Below are 18,065 nucleotides of genomic sequence, written 5' to 3'. Positions count from 1 at the left end.
AGTCAAGATGAGAGTTATTGCTGGTAAACATAAAAGTAAAGCGCTAGAAAGTTTAGAAGGTCGTAATACACGTCCAACTATGGATAAAGTAAAAGAAGGGATTTTTAATAGTTTACAAGACGTACACGGTTTGGGATTAGACCTGTTCGCCGGAAGTGGCGCATTAGGTATCGAAGCATTATCTCGTGGTATGGAGAAGGTCATTTTTGTCGACCAAAATTTTAAAGCTGTTAAAGTAATCCAAGCAAATTTAAAGCAATTAGATTTACGTGAACAATCGGAAGTTTATAAAAACAATACGGATCGAGCATTAAAAGCTTTAAATAAACGAGACATTCAATTTGACTATATCTTCCTTGACCCACCATACAATAAAGGATTAATTGATAAAGCTTTGGAGCAGATTGCAGAGTTTAATTTATTAAAAGAAAATGGTATCATCATTTGTGAGTTTAGCAACCATGAACAAATCAACACAAATGGATTCAAAGTGATTAAACAATATCACTATGGTCTTACTGATACTTTGTTATTAGAAAAAGGAGAGCAAAATGGCTAAAACGAAAGCAGTCATTCCAGGTAGTTTTGATCCTATTACATATGGACACATTGATATTATCGAGCGCAGTGCAGGGCGCTTTGATGAATTGCATATTTGTGTGCTAAAGAATAGTAATAAAACTGGAACGTTTAATATTGATGAGCGAATGGCATTAATAGAAGAATCTGTTAAACACTTATCTAATGTTCAAGTACATAATTATAACGGCTTGTTAGTAGATTTTTGTGATAAAATCGGTGCTCAAACAATCATTAGAGGATTAAGAGCAGTTAGTGATTTTGAGTACGAATTACGTTTAACATCAATGAATAAGAAATTAAATAGTAATGTAGAGACGATGTATATGATGACAAGTACGAACTACTCTTTTATAAGTTCAAGCGTTGTAAAAGAAGTGGCGCAATATAAAGCTGATATTTCAGATTTTGTACCACCTAATGTAGAGAAAGCTTTGAAAGAAAAGTTTAAAAAATAATATTAAAGATTAAAGCAATCTTAATCACATTAGAAACTTAAACTTAGTGCTTGGATAAGTTGCAAGAGTCTAGGAAATAATTCCTTGAGAATAGATTAGGACATAAATAATATAATGATGCTATTTTGCAAATTTGCAGTAGCTGACTGAACTGATAAGGCGCTTGAATCAAGCTTTTTTAGTTCTAGTCAACCTTGCGGTCGGGGCCCCAACACAAAAAATCACGAAAGTGATTTTACAAGCAAAGCAAGTTGGGGGTCGGAGCCTCAACAAAGAGAATTTCATGAAGAAATTCTACAAGCAAAGCAAAGTTGGGGTGGGACGTCGAATTTTACAAGTATTCTGTCCCAATCCCTTCTTAAAACATTCTCTTACATACTACTTTTGTTAATAATCACTGGGGTATTAAAATCATTAGCTATTTGACCGGATAGTAAATTATAAATTTGTGTCGCTTTAATTTCATTTTCAAATAAAGTGGCTGTCTTCTTATTTATATTTGTCACATAAGAACGATTTGGGAATTTCTTTTTTAAATACTTTAAATATTGTTGCCCTTGAGGTGTCATTCCTAAAATACGTACGCCCTCAATATCCTCTTTGAACGCATCTTTCTTTATGTTCAACAATAATTGCATCAATACACGTTGAATATGCGTATATGTGAAACGCTTGGTCTTAACTAATGACATCAATGTGTCAAAATCCGGTGCACTTTGAATATTTGCTTTAAGTCGGTGTTCAAAGCCTTCGGACATTGTATAAATTTGTGACAATTCTGTAGAAGAACGACTCAAAATATTATATTTAATAAAATTAAATGTCTGTTGCTTTAATAGGTGTGGTTTCTCATATAGGCAAGTTATATTGGATGGTACAACATCCTTCCAAATATTATCGTTATTTATTAAGGCTCGTCTTATAGCTGAGCCACTTGCAAATGTGTCATGTTTAATGTCTTGATCATGATGCGTTGCAGATTGGCGTTGAATAGCAATTTTAGTAATCGTCGGATCAATGGTATTGATTGCCTTTATGTATGCGACACCTAGTATATTATTCGGTGAGCGTAAGACATCGGGGTCCTCAACCAAGTCATCAATAATTTTGGCATAATGATTGCCTTGCTTAATTAAATCTTGAAAAAGTGATGACTGTTCAAGTGCATTGATGTTTGCTGCTACCTTTTCAAGGCGTGCAAGATCATCAATTTCACTGCCAAATGCTATCGTATCAATATCTAAATAGTGAGCGACTTTAATTGCAAATGTTGCAAAATAATCACTAGATGATAGGCTGGCAATGGTTGGGAGTTCAACGACTAAATCTACACCTGATAAAGCCATCTTAGTACGTAAAAATTTGTTGTAGATTGCAGGTTCGCCACGCATAACGAAATTGCCGCTCATGATTGCAATAGCGATTTCAGCATTAGACTGTAACTTAGATTGTTGGGCATGATATAAGTGACCGTTATGGAATGGATTATATTCAGAAATCAGTCCAACACTTTTCATTTGCAATTCATCCTCTCAGTATTCATTATTAGTATTGTAACAGAAGAAAGTATGTTAAGAAAAAATCTTGACAACTTATACTTGTAAAGTTAAAATAAATTTTGTGTTTGTTAGAGGTGAAGCCATATGAAATGGTCAATAACGCAATTAAGAAAATATCAAGATAAACCATTTGAATTTAATCAAACGGCGAATTTTGAACATTTAATAGAACCCTTAGGCTTGATTGATTTATCAGAAATCAATGTTGAAGGTGAATTAACTGTTAAATCAAATGAAGTTATTGCAGATATGCATTTAACTGGAACGTATACAATGCCTTGTGCACGTACGCTTGTACCTGTAGAAGTTCCTTTAGACGTGCGTACATCTGAAATATTTGATTTAGAAGGTTATGATAGTTATACCGATGAAGAAGTTGAAGAAGATGAACATTATCATCTAGCGACTGATGGTATGATTAACATTCGAAACATTGCTGAAGAGTTGGTTATCATTGAGAAACCGATGAGAGCATATTCTGAGAATAGCGATCAAATGCTTACAGAAGGTAATGGTTGGGAAGTTATTGACGAAGATCAAATGATCGAACTTGAAAAAGAAAAAGACAATAATGATTCCCAAACGCAACAAGTTGATCCTAGGCTTCAAAAATTACAACAATTATACGATAAAGAGTAATAGCAGGTTGTTTTAAATTATTGTATAATGATTTAATGACCTAACACTTAAGATATGTGTTTAATATTAAGGAGGATATATCATGGCAGTACCAAAAAGAAGAACGTCTAAAACTAGAAAAAACAAACGTCGTACTCACTTCAAAATTTCAGTACCTGGTATGACTGAATGCCCAAACTGTGGCGAATACAAATTATCTCACCGCGTATGTAAAAACTGTGGTTCTTACAATGGTGAAGAAGTCGTTTCTAAATAATCGACGTATGAATTTGAAGGAAGCATGAACAATTTTAATTTGTTCATTGCTTCCTTTTTTTATCGATAATTAAAGCGTTAAATGCAATGTGCTTTAAAATGTAATGAATTTACGCATTATAATAAAGGCTTCATTATAATCAATTTGATTATGTTAATATAAATGTGTAAACAAAACAATCTAGCTACAATAATGGAGATAATTATGGAACAAATTACGTCAGTTCAAAATAATAAAATAAAAAATGCGAATAAATTAAAGAAAAAAAGAGATCGTGATAAAACAGGACATGCACTCATTGAAGGCATTCATCTTATTGACGAAGCATACCAAAGTGGCATCGTGATTAAACAATTATTTGTGATTGAACCAAATAGAACAGATGAGGCACTTATAGATTACGCGGAAGAAACGTATGAAATTAATATGAAAGTGGCTGAATCACTATCCGGTACGATTACACCGCAAGGATTTTTCGCTGTAATTGAAAAGCCAGAATATGACATTAACCAAGCCAAACAAGTATTGTTAATTGATAGAATTCAAGATCCAGGGAATCTAGGGACTTTGATTCGAACATCTGATGCAGCAGGCATTGATTTAATTGTTATGGAAAAGGGTACGGCTGACCCTTATCAAGATAAAGTTTTACGCGCAAGTCAAGGCAGTGTCTTCCATATCCCAGTAATTACTACAGATTTGAAGACGTTTATAACTGACTTTAATGGTCCTGTGTATGGTACGGCACTTGAAAATGCGCAACCTTATAAAGAAGTAGCTTCTCAAGAAACGTTTGCTTTATTACTAGGTAATGAAGGCGAAGGCGTTAACAAAGCATTGTTAAATGAAACTACACAAAATTTAACAATCCCGATTTATGGTAAAGCGGAAAGTTTGAATGTAGCCATCGCAGGTAGTATATTACTTTATCATTTGAAAGGTTGACCCTGAGAATTAAAATCGGCTATACTTAGAGATACACAACGAATAATGTAAATTGGTAAATCAATGCATAAAAATTTAAAATATAACCGATAAAAAGACTTTAACTAATAGAACGTGTTGTACAGGGAGAGTGAACGTGACTGTAATTCACTCCAACACGAATTAGTTTCTTTCATCTTTTTGGTTACTTAAAGAAATTTAAGTCGGAGTATGTCTTCGTTAACAACGTTTGCAAGTGTATGCGTAAGCATAAATTTGGGTGGTACCACGGAAAGACTTTCGTCCCAGTTATTGGGATGGAAGTCTTTTTTTATGAATAAAATAGTAAAACACAAAGTGAACATAAAATAAGAGGTGTAAGTCAATGACACAAAACGATTCTATGGCTGATTTAAAACAACAAGCACTTGTTGATATTAATGAAGCTCAAAATGAACGCGAATTACAAGATGTAAAAGTTAAATATTTAGGTAAAAAAGGCTCAGTAAGTGGCTTGATGAAAAATATGAAAGATTTACCGAATGAAGAAAAGCCAGCATATGGGCAAAAAGTGAATGAATTACGTCAAACCATTCAAACTGAATTAGACGAAAAACAAACACTTCTAAAAAATGAAAAACTAAATCAACAATTAGCAGAAGAGACCATTGATGTGACCTTGCCAAGTCGTCAAATCAGTATTGGCTCTAAACATCCTTTAACACGAACAGTAGAAGAAATTGAAGATTTATTCTTAGGATTAGGTTATGAAATTGTTGATGGTTATGAAGTAGAACAAGATTATTATAACTTTGAAGCATTAAATTTACCTAAATCGCATCCAGCACGTGATATGCAAGATAGTTTCTACATCACTGATGAAATCTTGATGCGCACACATACATCTCCTGTACAAGCACGTACAATGGAAAAACGTAATGGACAAGGACCAGTTAAAATTATTTGTCCTGGTAAAGTTTACCGTCGTGATTCAGATGATGCGACACACAGTCATCAATTTACTCAAATTGAAGGATTAGTAGTTGATAAAAATATCAAAATGAGTGACTTGAAAGGAACATTAGAATTAGTAGCGAAAAAATTATTTGGTGCAGACCGTGAAATTCGATTACGTCCTAGCTACTTCCCATTCACTGAACCTTCTGTTGAAGTGGATGTATCATGTTTCAAATGTAAAGGTAAAGGCTGTAACGTATGTAAACATACAGGATGGATTGAAATTTTAGGTGCGGGTATGGTACATCCAAATGTACTTGAAATGGCCGGTTTCGATTCAAATGAATATTCTGGTTTCGCATTTGGTATGGGGCCTGATCGAATCGCTATGTTGAAATACGGCATTGAAGATATTCGTCATTTCTATACAAATGATGTTCGATTCCTTGAGCAATTTAAAGCTGTTGAAGATAGAGGTGAAGCATAATGTTGATTTCAAATGAATGGTTAAAAGATTACGTTAACGCAAATGTTTCGGTTGAAGATTTAGCTGAGCGTATTACCCGTACAGGGATTGAAGTGGATGACATTATTGATTATACAAAAGATATTAAAAATTTAGTGGTTGGTTATGTTCAATCAAAAGAAAAACATCCCGATGCAGATAAATTAAACATTTGCCAAGTAGACATTGGTGAAGAAGAAGCGGTTCAAATCGTATGTGGTGCACCGAATGTAGATGCCGGTCAACATGTTATTGTAGCGAAAGTGGGTGGTCGCTTACCAGGAGGCATTAAAATTAAGCGCGCTAAATTACGTGGTGAACGTTCTGAAGGTATGATTTGTTCATTACAAGAGATTGGTATTTCAAGCAATATAGTACCTAAAGCATATGAGAATGGAATTTTTGTTTTTCCTAATGAAGTTGAACCAGGTACAGATGCTTTAACTGCGTTATATTTAAATGACCAAGTAATGGAATTTGATTTAACACCAAACCGTGCTGATGCATTAAGTATGGTTGGTACAGCTTACGAAGTGGCAGCGTTATATCAAACTGAAATGACGAAACCGTCAACTGAAAGTAATGAAATTGCAACTTCTGCTTTAGATGAATTATCAGTTACAATTGATAACCCTGAAAAGGTGCCATATTATAGTGCGCGTGTTGTTAAGAATGTAACCATCGCACCATCTCCAATATGGATGCAAGCACGTTTAATTAAAGCAGGTATTCGTCCAATTAATAACGTTGTTGATATTTCAAACTATGTATTATTAGAATATGGCCAACCATTACACATGTTCGACCAAGACCATATCGGTTCTCAAGACATTATCGTACGCCAAGCTAAAGATAATGAAGTAATGACAACATTAGATAATACTGAACGCACATTAGTGGACACTGATATCGTTATTTCGAATGGGCAAGAACCTATCGCATTAGCTGGTGTAATGGGTGGAGACTTCTCAGAGGTAACAGACCAAACGACCAATGTAGTGATTGAAGGCGCAATATTCGATCCAGTTTCAATTCGTCATACTTCACGCCGTTTAAATTTACGTAGTGAAGCTTCTAGTCGCTTCGAGAAAGGTATTGCAACGGAATTTGTCGATGAAGCGGTCGACAGAGCATGTTACTTATTGCAAGAATATGCTTCTGGTGAAGTACTACAAGATAGAGTATCAGCAGGTGACTTAGGTTCATTTGTGACACCAATTGATATTACAGCTGATAAAGTGAATCAAACGATTGGTTTTGATTTATCAAGTGATGAAATTAAAGCAATCTTTGAACAATTAGGATTTGATACGCAACAAAATGATGATACATTAACGGTTAATGTGCCGTCACGTCGTAAAGATATTTCAATTAAAGAAGACTTAATTGAAGAAGTTGCACGTATTTACGGTTACGATGAAATCCCTTCATCATTACCGATTTTCGGAGAAGTTACAAGTGGAGAATTAACAGATCGTCAACATAAAACTCGTACAGTTAAAGAAACGCTTGAAGGTGCTGGATTAAACCAAGCCATCACATATTCATTAGTGTCTAAAGAACATGCGAAAGACTTTGCATTACAAGAACGTCCAACTATCAGTTTATTAATGCCGATGAGTGAAGCACACGCAACGTTACGTCAAAGTTTATTACCGCATTTAATTGAAGCAACTGCATATAATGTCGCACGTAAAAATAAAGATGTGAGATTATATGAAATTGGTCGTGTTTTCTTTGGCAATGGTGAAGGAGAACTTCCAGATGAGATTGAATATCTAAGTGGTATTTTAACGGGAGAATATGTTGTTAATGCTTGGCAAGGTAAAAAAGAAGAAATTGATTTCTTTATCGCCAAAGGTGTTGTAGACCGAGTAGCTGAAAAATTAAACTTAGAATTGAGCTATAAAGCAGGAGAAATTAAAGGTTTACACCCAGGGCGCACAGCAATTGTGTCGTTAGAAGGCAAAGAAATTGGCTTTATTGGTGAATTGCATCCACAAGTTGCTGCAGATAATGATTTAAAACGTACGTATGTGTTCGAATTAAATTATGATGCAATGATGGACGTAGCAGTAGGATACATTAATTACGCGCCAATTCCTAGATTCCCTGGCGTAACACGTGATATTGCGTTAGAAGTCAATCATGAAGTGCCATCTTCAGAATTAAAACAAACCATTCATGATAATGGTGAGGATATCTTACAAAGTACATTAGTATTTGATGTTTATGAAGGTGAACATTTAGAAGAAGGTAAAAAATCAATAGCAATTCGTTTGAATTATCTAGATACTGAAGATACATTAACTGATGAACGAGTATCTAAAGTTCACGATAAGATTTTAGAAGCATTACAAGCACAAGGCGCTACAATTAGATAATCGTAGGAAAGGGAGCGGGACAGAAATTTAAATCAATTCATTGTCCCGCTCCCATCTTACTTTGCGTGTATGATTTTTAGTGAAATGCTCTTTGCTGGGGCCTCGCTAGAATGTTGACTAGGTTTGAAAAAATGATTTAAGCGCGTTTTCAAATCAGTCAGCTACTGTGCATTTTCAAATTAGCTTTATCTTATTAGTTTATCCTAGCTTTTTAATGTTTATTGATACTTTTTAGTCACTAAATGTTGCGCTTTATCACGATTTTTAAAATGTTTCTTAGAAATCGCATCTAGTGTTTCAATCCCATGTTTATCAACGATTTGCGCGGCTATCAAATCTACTTTATTGCTGGCCCCTTTAGGAATTACTTGTTTCATTTTATGTGATATATGATCCATATGTTTAACGAAAGCATATCGAGAAATAATACTCGCAGCTGCAATTGCTAATGATTTAGATTCCCCCTTAGTTTCGAATTTTGTTTTATCTGGATAGGGGAGTGCGCTTAATGCGTAACGTTGGTAAACACCACGTACAGCAAATTGATCAATCACGATGTAGTCTAAGTCATTGCAGTCTATTTTTTGCGTTACATTTTTAATAGCTTCGTTGTGAAGTACAGCTTTCATTTTAACTTGTGACCAACCTATCGCTTGTCTATCGTTATATTTGGGATTATCCAATGTTAATAAAGAATGCGGAATAAATGTGATTAATTGTTCGGCCAGCTCAATTATTTTTTGATCACTTAATTTTTTGGAATCATCCACACCTAGCGTTTTTAAAATTTGAATATGCTCTTTTGAAACATAAGCGGCACATACAGTTAAAGGTCCAAAATAATCGCCACTACCTGCTTCGTCACTACCAATACAATTAAAATGATTATAGGCCAATGTTTGGTCAGATGATTGTTGAGACGTTGTTGGTTTGGTAGAAGAGGTTGAATGTCCTGGAAGCAACTGTTGTGCGACAGCTTCTGCATTTTTACCTTGAAACATGACTTTACCTGAATTGTATATATTAATTACAGCTTGATTATATTTCGTCCGTGCCTTCATGCCTGGAGGTAATTGTGATGTTTCAAATGTAATGTGTTGTAATAAGTCTTGGATTTCAGATTCTGATAATTTATGAACGACGTTTGCCATACGCTAGTTGACCTCACTTTTCAAAATATAATAAAACATAGATAAGCATAACATATTATGATTACACTTCAGAATAGATAACGTGTGTTAGATGTATTATTTATAACGATTCCGTAATCGCTACTTACCAAACAACATATCCTAATGTATAATTAGTTGTGATATTCTACTTAATAAATTATGTAAGAATTGCATTCAATTGAAGTACGAGACGATGTGGTTATCTACGTGTAACCATTGATAGCTTTAAGAATAAATAATGTCAGGAGTTATTGCTATGGGAGAATTTAAAAATCGAATCAATGTCACGATTAACGATCAGAATTATACCATCATTGGTGAGGACAGCCCGGAGCATATTCGTTATGTAGCACATTTAGTAGATGAAAAATTAAGAGAAATGGGACGTAAATCAACCGGATTGGATACCACTAGAAAATCAATTCTAACTGCAGTAAACATTATGCATGAAAAGGTTAAACTAGAAGAAGAAAATCGTAAATTATTACAAGAAATACAACAATTAAAGCAAAGAGAAGAATAGATGATTATTGATTTAACGATCATTATCATTATTGTATATAGTCTTATCATGGGGTATAGAAGAGGAATATGGTTAAATAGTTTACATTTATTTTCGACGATAGTGTCATTTATCATAGCACATCAATTTTACCAACGTATAAGTCAACAATTAATTGTCTTTTTACCGTTTCCAAAGACGATTGCGTATGATATGGCATATGCATTTCATTTTAATGATTTGCAGCAACGTTTTGATAAAGTGATGGCATTTTTACTCATTGCCTCAATATGTAAGTTGATTTTATATCTTATTATAATTACTTTTGATAATATAGTGACGTATCGAATGATAAATCAAATAAGTAGACGCTTTGGTAGTTTAATTAGTGTAGTCATGGCTGTCGTTATTCTTCAGTTATTCATATATGTGCTAGCATTGTATCCGATTGAGTGGATACAACATAGTTTACAACATGCGTACATAGGGAAACTTATCTTATTTCATACACCATTTTTCTCGTCTTACATTTTAAATTTATAATACAAAACTGATATAAGGTCAGGACAAGGCTACTTTGTTAAATGTCCTGGTCTTCTTTTTATGGAGTGATTGGAATGACAAAAAAAGATGTAATTCAATTATTAGAAAAAATTGCTATCTATATGGAATTAAATGGAGACAATACGTTTAAAGTTTCAGCATATAGAAAAGCGGCGCAAAGTTTAGAAATTGATGAGCGTCCACTTGATGAAATAGAAGATGTCACTGAGTTAAAAGGAATTGGTAAAGGTGTAGGCGATGTGATTAATGAATATCGTAATACTGGTGAATCAAGTTATTTGAAAGAATTGCAACAACTTGTTCCAGAAGGTTTAATACCATTAATGAAGATTCAGGGATTAGGTAGCAAAAAAATAGCTAAGTTATACAAAGAACTGAATATTACTGATAAAGAAAGTCTACAATCAGCTTGTGAAAATGGGAAAGTGAGCGAACTGAGTGGTTTCGCTAAAAAAACCGAACAAAATATACTTGAAGCAGTTAAAGCTTTAGGTGCTAAAAAAGACCGTTACCCAATTGATACAATGCGTGGTTTAAATCGTATCATTATCGATTATTTGGAAACCATAGATGATATTGAGAAATATTCCGAAGCGGGTAGTTTCCGTCGATATAAAGAAATGAGTAAGGATTTAGATTATATTATCAGTACGGAGCATCCAGACAAAGTACAACAACAACTTTTAAATATACCTAATAAAGTTAAAGATGTTGCTGTTGGACAGACCAAAGTATCATTAGAGTTGACGTACGATGATGAAACGATTGGTGTAGATTTCCGACTTATCGAACCAGTTGCGTTTTACCATACATTACAACATTTTACAGGTTCTAAAGATCATAATATTCGCATTAGACAGATGGCCAAAGCGCAAAATGAAAAAGTAAGTGAATATGGCATTGAACAGCAAGATGGGTCATTACTACAGCTAGAGAGCGAAGAAGCGATTTATCAACATTTCGGTAGTGAATGGTTAGCACCTGCGCTAAGAGAAGATGGCAGCGAATTTGATAAAGATTTAAGTCAAATGATTACTTTAGATGATATCAATGGAGATATTCATATGCATACCACATATAGTGATGGTGCGTATTCTATCCGAGACATGATTGAGGCAAATATCAAAAAAGGCTATCAATTTATGGTGATTACTGACCATTCACAAAGCTTAAAAGTCGCTAATGGCTTACAAGTAGAACGTTTATTACGACAAAATGAAGAAATCAAAAAACTCAATCAAGCGTATTCAGAAATAGATATATATTCAGGCACAGAAATGGATATTTTGCCTGATGGTTCGTTAGATTATGATGATGAAGTGTTAGCGCAACTTGATTACGTCATTGCAGCCATTCATCAAAGTTTTAACCAATCAGAAGAAGAAATTATGAAACGTTTGGAAAATGCATGTCGAAATCCATATGTTCGACACATTGCACATCCAACAGGACGTATTATTGGTCGACGAGACGGTTACAAACCGAATATCGAAAAATTAATGCAATTAGCAGAAGAAACAAATACGATAATGGAAATTAACGCAAATCCTAAACGCTTGGATTTAAATGCTGAAACAGTAAGGAAATATCCTAACGTCACATTAACAATCAATACAGACGCACATCATGTAGACCATTTAGACTTTATGAAATATGGTGTAGCAACTGCTCAAAAGGGATTTGTAAACAAAGAACGAGTAATAAACACGATGTCTCGTCAAGCATTTAAAGATTTTGTTGAGAATAATAAAAAGTTGAAGAAATAGAGGGATTGTATGAGACAAAAAACATTAGACGTCTTAGAATTTGATAAAATTAAGTCATTTGTTGCTTCTGAGACAATCAGTGACTTAGGACGTGAAAAAGTGTCTAAGATGTCTCCAGCCACAGACTTTGAAACAGTGGAATTTCAAATGAATGAGACAGATGAAATATCACAAATTTATAATAAACATCGTTTACCAAGTTTAAGTGGTTTAGCCAAAATTTCACCATTAATTCATCGAGCAACGATTGGCGGTGTACTTAATGTAACAGAACTTAATTTGGTTAAACGTTTGATACAAGTTCAGAACCAGTTTAAAACATTTTATAATCAATTGTTAGAAGAAGATGAGAACGTTGTTAAGTATCCAATTTTGAATGACAAAATGAACCAATTACCAATTTTGTCAGATCTATTTCAAGAAATAAATGAAAAATGCGATACACATGATTTGTATGATAGCGCGAGTTATGAATTACAAGGGATACGTAGCAAGATTTCAAGTACGAATCAACGCATTCGTCAAAATTTAGATCGTATCGTTAAGAGTCAGGCTAATCAGAAGAAATTATCTGATGCGATTATTACTGTAAGGAATGATCGTAATGTTATTCCAGTCAAAGCGGAATATCGACAAGATTTTAAAGGTATTGTGCATGATCAATCTGCCTCTGGTCAAACCCTTTATATTGAACCATCATCTATTGTTGAAATGAATAATCAAATTAGCCGTTTACGAAATGACGAAGCAGTTGAACGTGAGCGTATCCTGACAGAATTAACAGGTATGGTTGCTGCTGAAGCAGATGGTTGCCTAATTGCTGAATCTGTTATGGGTCAAATTGATTTTTTAACTGCTAAAGCGCGTTATGCACGTTCAATAAAGGGAACGAAACCTACATTTTATAAAGAAAGAACGGTTTACCTACCGAATGCTTACCATCCGCTCTTAAATAAAGATTCGGTTGTAGCCAATACGATTGAATTTATTGATGATATTGAAACAGTGATTATTACAGGGCCTAACACAGGTGGTAAAACAGTTACATTGAAGACACTTGGTTTAATTATCGTAATGGCGCAATCAGGGTTGCTCATTCCTACTTTAGATGGTAGCCAATTAAGTGTCTTTGAAAATGTTTATTGTGATATCGGTGATGAACAATCCATTGAGCAATCATTATCAACGTTCTCTTCACACATGAAAAATATTGTTGAAATTTTGCGAGAGACTGATAAAAATAGTTTAGTATTATTTGATGAATTAGGTGCAGGTACTGACCCAAGTGAAGGTGCGGCGTTAGCGATGAGTATCTTAGACCACGTTCGCGATATTGGCTCATTAGTCATGGCTACGACACATTATCCAGAATTGAAAGCATATAGTTATAATCGTGAAGGTGTGATGAACGCTAGCGTTGAATTCGATGTTAATACGTTAAGCCCAACTTATAAATTATTAATGGGTGTACCTGGTCGTTCAAATGCATTTGATATTTCTCGTAAATTAGGACTTAGCTTAGGTATTATTAATAAAGCTAAGACGATGATTGGAACGGACGAACAAGAAATAAATTCAATGATTGAATCTCTTGAAAAGAATTCAAAACGTGTCGATGAACAACGAATTGAATTAGATAGACTGTTAAAAGAAGCGAGAACAACGCATGATGATTTAGAACACCAATATGAACAATATAAAAATTACGAGAAGAAATTGATGGATGAAGCGAAAGAAAAAGCAAATCAACGTGTCAAATCTGCGACTAAAGAAGCGGATTCAATCTTAAAAGAATTAAGAACATTACGCGATCAAAAAGGTGCCGACGTTAAAGAACATGAGCTTATCGATAAGAAGAAACAATTAGATGATCAATATGAAGCAAAATCGTTAAAACAAAATGTTCAAAAACAAAAATATGATGAAATCCATGCAGGTGACGAGGTTAAAGTGTTATCGTATGGTCAAAAAGGTGAAGTCTTAGAACTCGTAAATGAAGAAGAAGCAGTGGTTCAAATGGGTATCATTAAAATGAAATTACCTATTGAAGATCTTGAAAAGACTAAAAAGAAAAAAGAAAAACCATCTAAAATGGTCACTAGACAAAATCGTCAAACGATTAAAACGGAATTAGATTTACGTGGTTATCGTTATGAAGAAGCAGTAGGCGAATTAGATCAATATATTGATCAAGCCGTTCTCAGCAATTATGAACAAGTTTATATTATTCATGGTAAGGGCACTGGGGCACTTCAAAAAGCCGTTCAAAACCACTTAAAGAAACATAAAAGTGTGAAATCGTATCGTGGCGGTATGCCAAGTGAGGGCGGCTTTGGCGTAACAGTTGCTGAACTTAAATAAGTTACATTGACGTCTAAGCAGTGTTGTTGATTTTTTAGAAAATAACGTACAATTAAGCCAGTGAAAATAAAATAAGATGAATGAGATTTGATGATTATTGACAGATTATTAGTAAATGAGCAACTGCGATGCACGTGCCACTAAAGTCTGTTATAATTTGCTCATCATTCAAAATTTAAGGAGGATTGGCATTTATGGCAATCGTAAAAGTAACGGATTCAAACTTTGATGAAAATATTCAATCAGGCGTTAAATTAGTAGATTTCTGGGCAACTTGGTGTGGACCTTGTAAAATGATCGCACCTGTATTAGAAGAATTAGCTGGAGACTATGATGGTAAAGCTGATATTTTAAAATTAGATGTTGATGAAAACCCATCAACAGCAGCTAAATTTGAAGTAATGAGTATTCCAACTTTAATCGTATTTAAAGATGGTGAACCAGTTGATAAAGTAGTAGGTTTCCAACCTAAAGAAAACTTAGCTGAAGTATTAGATAAACATCTATAAGAATAATCTAAACATTAATGAGACTGGGGCATTACATAAATGTAATCGCTCCGTCTTTTTTATATGTAGTTAATCTCTTAGGAAGGAGGGGATACATTGTCAGACTACAAAACTAAAATAAAAGATAAATTAAGTGTAGTTCCTTTTGAACCGGGTTGTTACTTAATGAAAGATCGGAATGACCAAGTGATTTATGTTGGTAAAGCGAAACGTTTAAGAAATAGATTGCGTTCCTATTTTACCGGTGCACATGATGCGAAAACAACAAGATTAGTAGGAGAAATCCGAAATTTTGAATTTATAGTCACTTCAAGTGAAACAGAATCCCTACTTTTGGAACTAAACTTAATTAAACAGTATCAACCTCGCTATAATATTTTATTAAAAGATGATAAGAGCTATCCTTTTATAAAAATCACTAAAGAGAAACACCCTAAGTTAATTGTTACACGTACCGTAAAAAAAGGAACTGGAAAATATTTTGGACCATATCCTAATGCCTATTCAGCACAAGAGACGAAAAAATTATTAGACCGCATTTATCCATTTAGAAAATGTGACAAAATGCCAGACAAATTATGCCTTTATTACCATATCGGACAATGTATGGGACCATGTGTTTATGATGTAGATCAACAAGCCTATGCACAAATGACTCGTGAAATAAGTGACTTTTTAAATGGAGAAGATAAAACCATTCTCAAAAATTTAGAGGATCGTATGATGGATGCGAGTGAAAAATTAGACTTTGAACGTGCGAAAGAGTATCGCGATTTAATACAACATATTCATAATTTAACTAAAAAACAAAAAATTATGTCGTCAGATAACACCATCAGAGATGTGTTTGGTTATAGTGTTTCTAAAGGATGGATGTGTATTCAAGTATTCTTCATTCGACAAGGGAATTTGATACAAAGAGATGCGACAATGATTCCTTTACAACAACAAACTGAAGAAGAAGAATTCTATACATTTATAGGTCAATTCTATAGTTTAAACCAACATATTCTGCCCAAAGAAGTGCATGTTCCTAAACATCTAGATAAGACTATGATTCAATCCGTAGTTGATACTAAAATTGTTCAACCGGCGCGTGGTGCTAAAAAAGAAATGGTGGATTTGGCTAATCATAATGCCGAAGTTGCACTTGAAAATAAATTCGAGCTAATTGCAAAAGATGAATCTCGTACAATAAAAGCAATTGAAGAGCTCGGAGAACGAATGGGCATTCAAACACCAATCCGTATTGAAGCATTTGATAACTCAAATATTCAAGGTGTAGATCCCGTATCAGCCATGGTTACTTTTGTTGACGGTAAAGCAGATAAAAAAGGATATCGTAAGTATAAAATTAAAACGGTCGATGGACCAGATGATTACAAGTCAATGCGAGAAGTCGTTCGTCGTCGTTATACGCGTGTTTTGAATGAAGGATTGCCTTTGCCTGATTTAATTATCGTCGATGGTGGGAAAGGGCATATGTCAGGTGTATTAGATGTCCTTGAGAATGAACTAGGCTTAGACATTCCCGTTGCTGGATTAAGAAAAAATGATAAACACCAAACGTCAGAATTACTTTATGGACCACAAGCAGACGTTGTACCATTGAAAAAGAATAGTCAAGCATTTTATTTATTACATCGAATTCAAGATGAAGTTCACCGTTTTGCAATTACGTTCCATCGTCAAACACGCCAAAAAACAGGTTTACAATCTGTATTGGACACTGTTGACGGCATCGGAAGTAAACGTAAGACGCGTTTATTAAGAACGTTTGGATCGATTAAGAAAATGAAGGAAGCAAGTGTTGCTGACTTAAAACAAGCAGGTTTACCTGAGAAGGTTGCACATAACTTACAACAAGCTTTGTCAGATAATTAATTAAAAAAAGGGCTATGAGAATTATTCTCATAGCCCAAAAACATATAAAAAATGTTACAATACAGTTAACAAAAAGTTTATTTTTTTAAGAAAGTATGGAAGCGTTTTCTAATTGAGAAACATTATCATTAAAGTGTTTTTAGAAATGATAAATGTAATACTTGCATTTATCATTAAAAAATAACGAACTCAATTTACTTTTTTAAGTCCTACTTGTTTACATAGTTCTGATTGGAACGTCTATTGATGAAGAAATGTCAGGATCCTTAAATAAGACAAGTACTAAATAAAATAGTAAATCGTTATGTGATATATGGACTTGATTAAATTAACTTTCTTAGAAATAAGCGATTTAAATTAATAGTTTTACAGGGGGGACTCCTTTTGGCAAAGTCTAAAAATGAATTCTACCTTAGACGTGTACACTCGTTACTAGGTATTATTCCAATTGGTGCATTCTTAATCGTTCATTTAATTGTGAACCATCAAGCAACACAAGGGGCAGAGGCTTTTAATAAGGCAGCTGGCTTTATGGAATCAATTCCGTTTTTACTCGCAGTTGAATTTTTATTAATTTACATTCCGATTTTATACCATGGTCTATATGGTATCCACATTGCATTTACAGCTAAAGAAAATATCGGCCATTACTCATTATTTAGAAACTGGATGTTCGCATTACAAAGATTCTCAGGTATTGTGACATTTATATTTATCTTCATGCATTTATGGCAAACGACAATTCAAAAATACTTCTTTGGTAAAGCAGTTGATTTTGAATTGATGCACAAAACACTTGAAAACCCACTTTGGGTCATTGTATATATCGTTTGTGTATTATGTGTTATTTTCCATTTCTCTAATGGTTTATGGTCATTCTTTGTAACATGGGGATTCTTACAATCTAAACAATCTCAACGTGTTTTCACTTGGATTTCTTTAGTTGTATTCTTAGTTCTTGGATACATTGGTGTATCAGCAATTTTCGCATTTGTATAAAACATAAATAGTAATCACATATAGTACGTTGAAATTTTTGATAAGTA

Annotated in this window: 16 protein-coding genes; 14 read left to right on the top strand and 2 right to left on the bottom strand. The window is 33.9% G+C overall.

Going from position 1 to position 18,065, the window contains the following annotated elements; genetic code table 11:
* Positions 1–7: 7 nt before the first annotated feature.
* Both rsmD and coaD read left to right on the top strand, forming a co-directional pair.
* Positions 8–559, top strand: a complete 552-nt coding sequence (gene rsmD / locus KA878_RS06230; protein WP_193839517.1) for a 16S rRNA (guanine(966)-N(2))-methyltransferase RsmD — start codon at positions 8–10, stop codon at positions 557–559.
* Positions 552–1,037 carry a pantetheine-phosphate adenylyltransferase gene (gene coaD / locus KA878_RS06225; RefSeq protein ID WP_016930718.1) on the top strand — a complete coding sequence of 162 codons (486 nt, stop codon included), beginning with the start codon at positions 552–554 and terminating at the stop codon, positions 1,035–1,037. The genes rsmD and coaD overlap by 8 nt, the downstream gene beginning before the upstream one ends.
* A gap of 371 nt (positions 1,038–1,408) precedes the next feature.
* On the opposite strand, the gene KA878_RS06220 is transcribed toward coaD, so the two are convergent.
* Positions 1,409–2,554 carry a nucleotidyltransferase gene (locus KA878_RS06220; protein WP_193839516.1) on the bottom strand — a complete coding sequence of 382 codons (1,146 nt, stop codon included), beginning with the start codon at positions 2,552–2,554 and terminating at the stop codon, positions 1,409–1,411.
* Between the two features lie 126 nt (positions 2,555–2,680).
* Here KA878_RS06220 and KA878_RS06215 point away from each other — a divergent pair, with 126 nt between their 5' ends.
* The 5 genes from KA878_RS06215 (at position 2,681) to pheT (ending at position 8,261) form a co-directional block, all read left to right on the top strand.
* A complete protein-coding gene (locus KA878_RS06215; RefSeq protein WP_053029167.1) occupies positions 2,681–3,235 on the top strand; it encodes a YceD family protein in 555 nt (184 codons plus the stop codon).
* A gap of 82 nt (positions 3,236–3,317) precedes the next feature.
* A complete protein-coding gene (rpmF, locus tag KA878_RS06210) occupies positions 3,318–3,491 on the top strand; it encodes a 50S ribosomal protein L32 (RefSeq protein ID WP_001830121.1) in 174 nt (57 codons plus the stop codon).
* A 204-nt stretch (positions 3,492–3,695) separates the two neighbouring features.
* On the top strand, positions 3,696–4,436 hold the full coding sequence (locus KA878_RS06205) for a TrmH family RNA methyltransferase (protein WP_193839515.1): 741 nt from the start codon (positions 3,696–3,698) through the stop codon (positions 4,434–4,436).
* Between the two features lie 364 nt (positions 4,437–4,800).
* On the top strand, positions 4,801–5,859 hold the full coding sequence (gene pheS / locus KA878_RS06200) for a phenylalanine--tRNA ligase subunit alpha (protein WP_016930714.1): 1,059 nt from the start codon (positions 4,801–4,803) through the stop codon (positions 5,857–5,859).
* Entirely contained in the window at positions 5,859–8,261 is a 2,403-nt protein-coding gene (gene pheT, locus KA878_RS06195) for a phenylalanine--tRNA ligase subunit beta (protein WP_193839514.1), read from the top strand. The genes pheS and pheT overlap by 1 nt, the downstream gene beginning before the upstream one ends.
* Positions 8,262–8,479: 218 nt before the next feature.
* Here the strand turns inward: pheT and rnhC are convergent, their stop codons facing one another.
* Complete coding sequence (rnhC, locus tag KA878_RS06190; protein ID WP_193839513.1) at positions 8,480–9,412, bottom strand: ribonuclease HIII; 933 nt, start codon at positions 9,410–9,412, stop codon at positions 8,480–8,482.
* Between the two features lie 277 nt (positions 9,413–9,689).
* Between rnhC and zapA the strand changes: the two genes are divergently transcribed.
* The 7 genes from zapA (at position 9,690) to KA878_RS06155 (ending at position 18,018) form a co-directional block, all read left to right on the top strand.
* Positions 9,690–9,956, top strand: coding sequence for a cell division protein ZapA (gene zapA / locus KA878_RS06185; RefSeq protein WP_016930711.1), 267 nt, complete (start codon positions 9,690–9,692; stop codon positions 9,954–9,956).
* A complete protein-coding gene (locus KA878_RS06180) occupies positions 9,957–10,478 on the top strand; it encodes a CvpA family protein (RefSeq protein ID WP_075109219.1) in 522 nt (173 codons plus the stop codon).
* Between the two features lie 74 nt (positions 10,479–10,552).
* Positions 10,553–12,265: a DNA polymerase/3'-5' exonuclease PolX gene (gene polX / locus KA878_RS06175; protein ID WP_210142134.1), complete on the top strand. Its 1,713-nt coding sequence runs from the start codon at positions 10,553–10,555 to the stop codon at positions 12,263–12,265.
* A 9-nt stretch (positions 12,266–12,274) separates the two neighbouring features.
* On the top strand, positions 12,275–14,626 hold the full coding sequence (locus KA878_RS06170; RefSeq protein WP_210125258.1) for an endonuclease MutS2: 2,352 nt from the start codon (positions 12,275–12,277) through the stop codon (positions 14,624–14,626).
* A gap of 194 nt (positions 14,627–14,820) precedes the next feature.
* Positions 14,821–15,135, top strand: coding sequence for a thioredoxin (trxA, locus tag KA878_RS06165; RefSeq protein ID WP_011276093.1), 315 nt, complete (start codon positions 14,821–14,823; stop codon positions 15,133–15,135).
* Between the two features lie 96 nt (positions 15,136–15,231).
* Positions 15,232–17,019, top strand: coding sequence for an excinuclease ABC subunit UvrC (uvrC, locus tag KA878_RS06160; RefSeq protein ID WP_075109222.1), 1,788 nt, complete (start codon positions 15,232–15,234; stop codon positions 17,017–17,019).
* A gap of 384 nt (positions 17,020–17,403) precedes the next feature.
* Positions 17,404–18,018 carry a succinate dehydrogenase cytochrome b558 subunit gene (locus KA878_RS06155; RefSeq protein ID WP_053029174.1) on the top strand — a complete coding sequence of 205 codons (615 nt, stop codon included), beginning with the start codon at positions 17,404–17,406 and terminating at the stop codon, positions 18,016–18,018.
* Positions 18,019–18,065: the final 47 nt, after the last annotated feature.

The organism is Staphylococcus sp. GDY8P57P (genome assembly GCF_017892585.1).
In the GTDB taxonomy this organism is placed as follows: Bacteria; Bacillota; Bacilli; order Staphylococcales; family Staphylococcaceae; genus Staphylococcus; species Staphylococcus borealis.
This window is presented reverse-complemented; position numbering and strand designations above follow the sequence as displayed.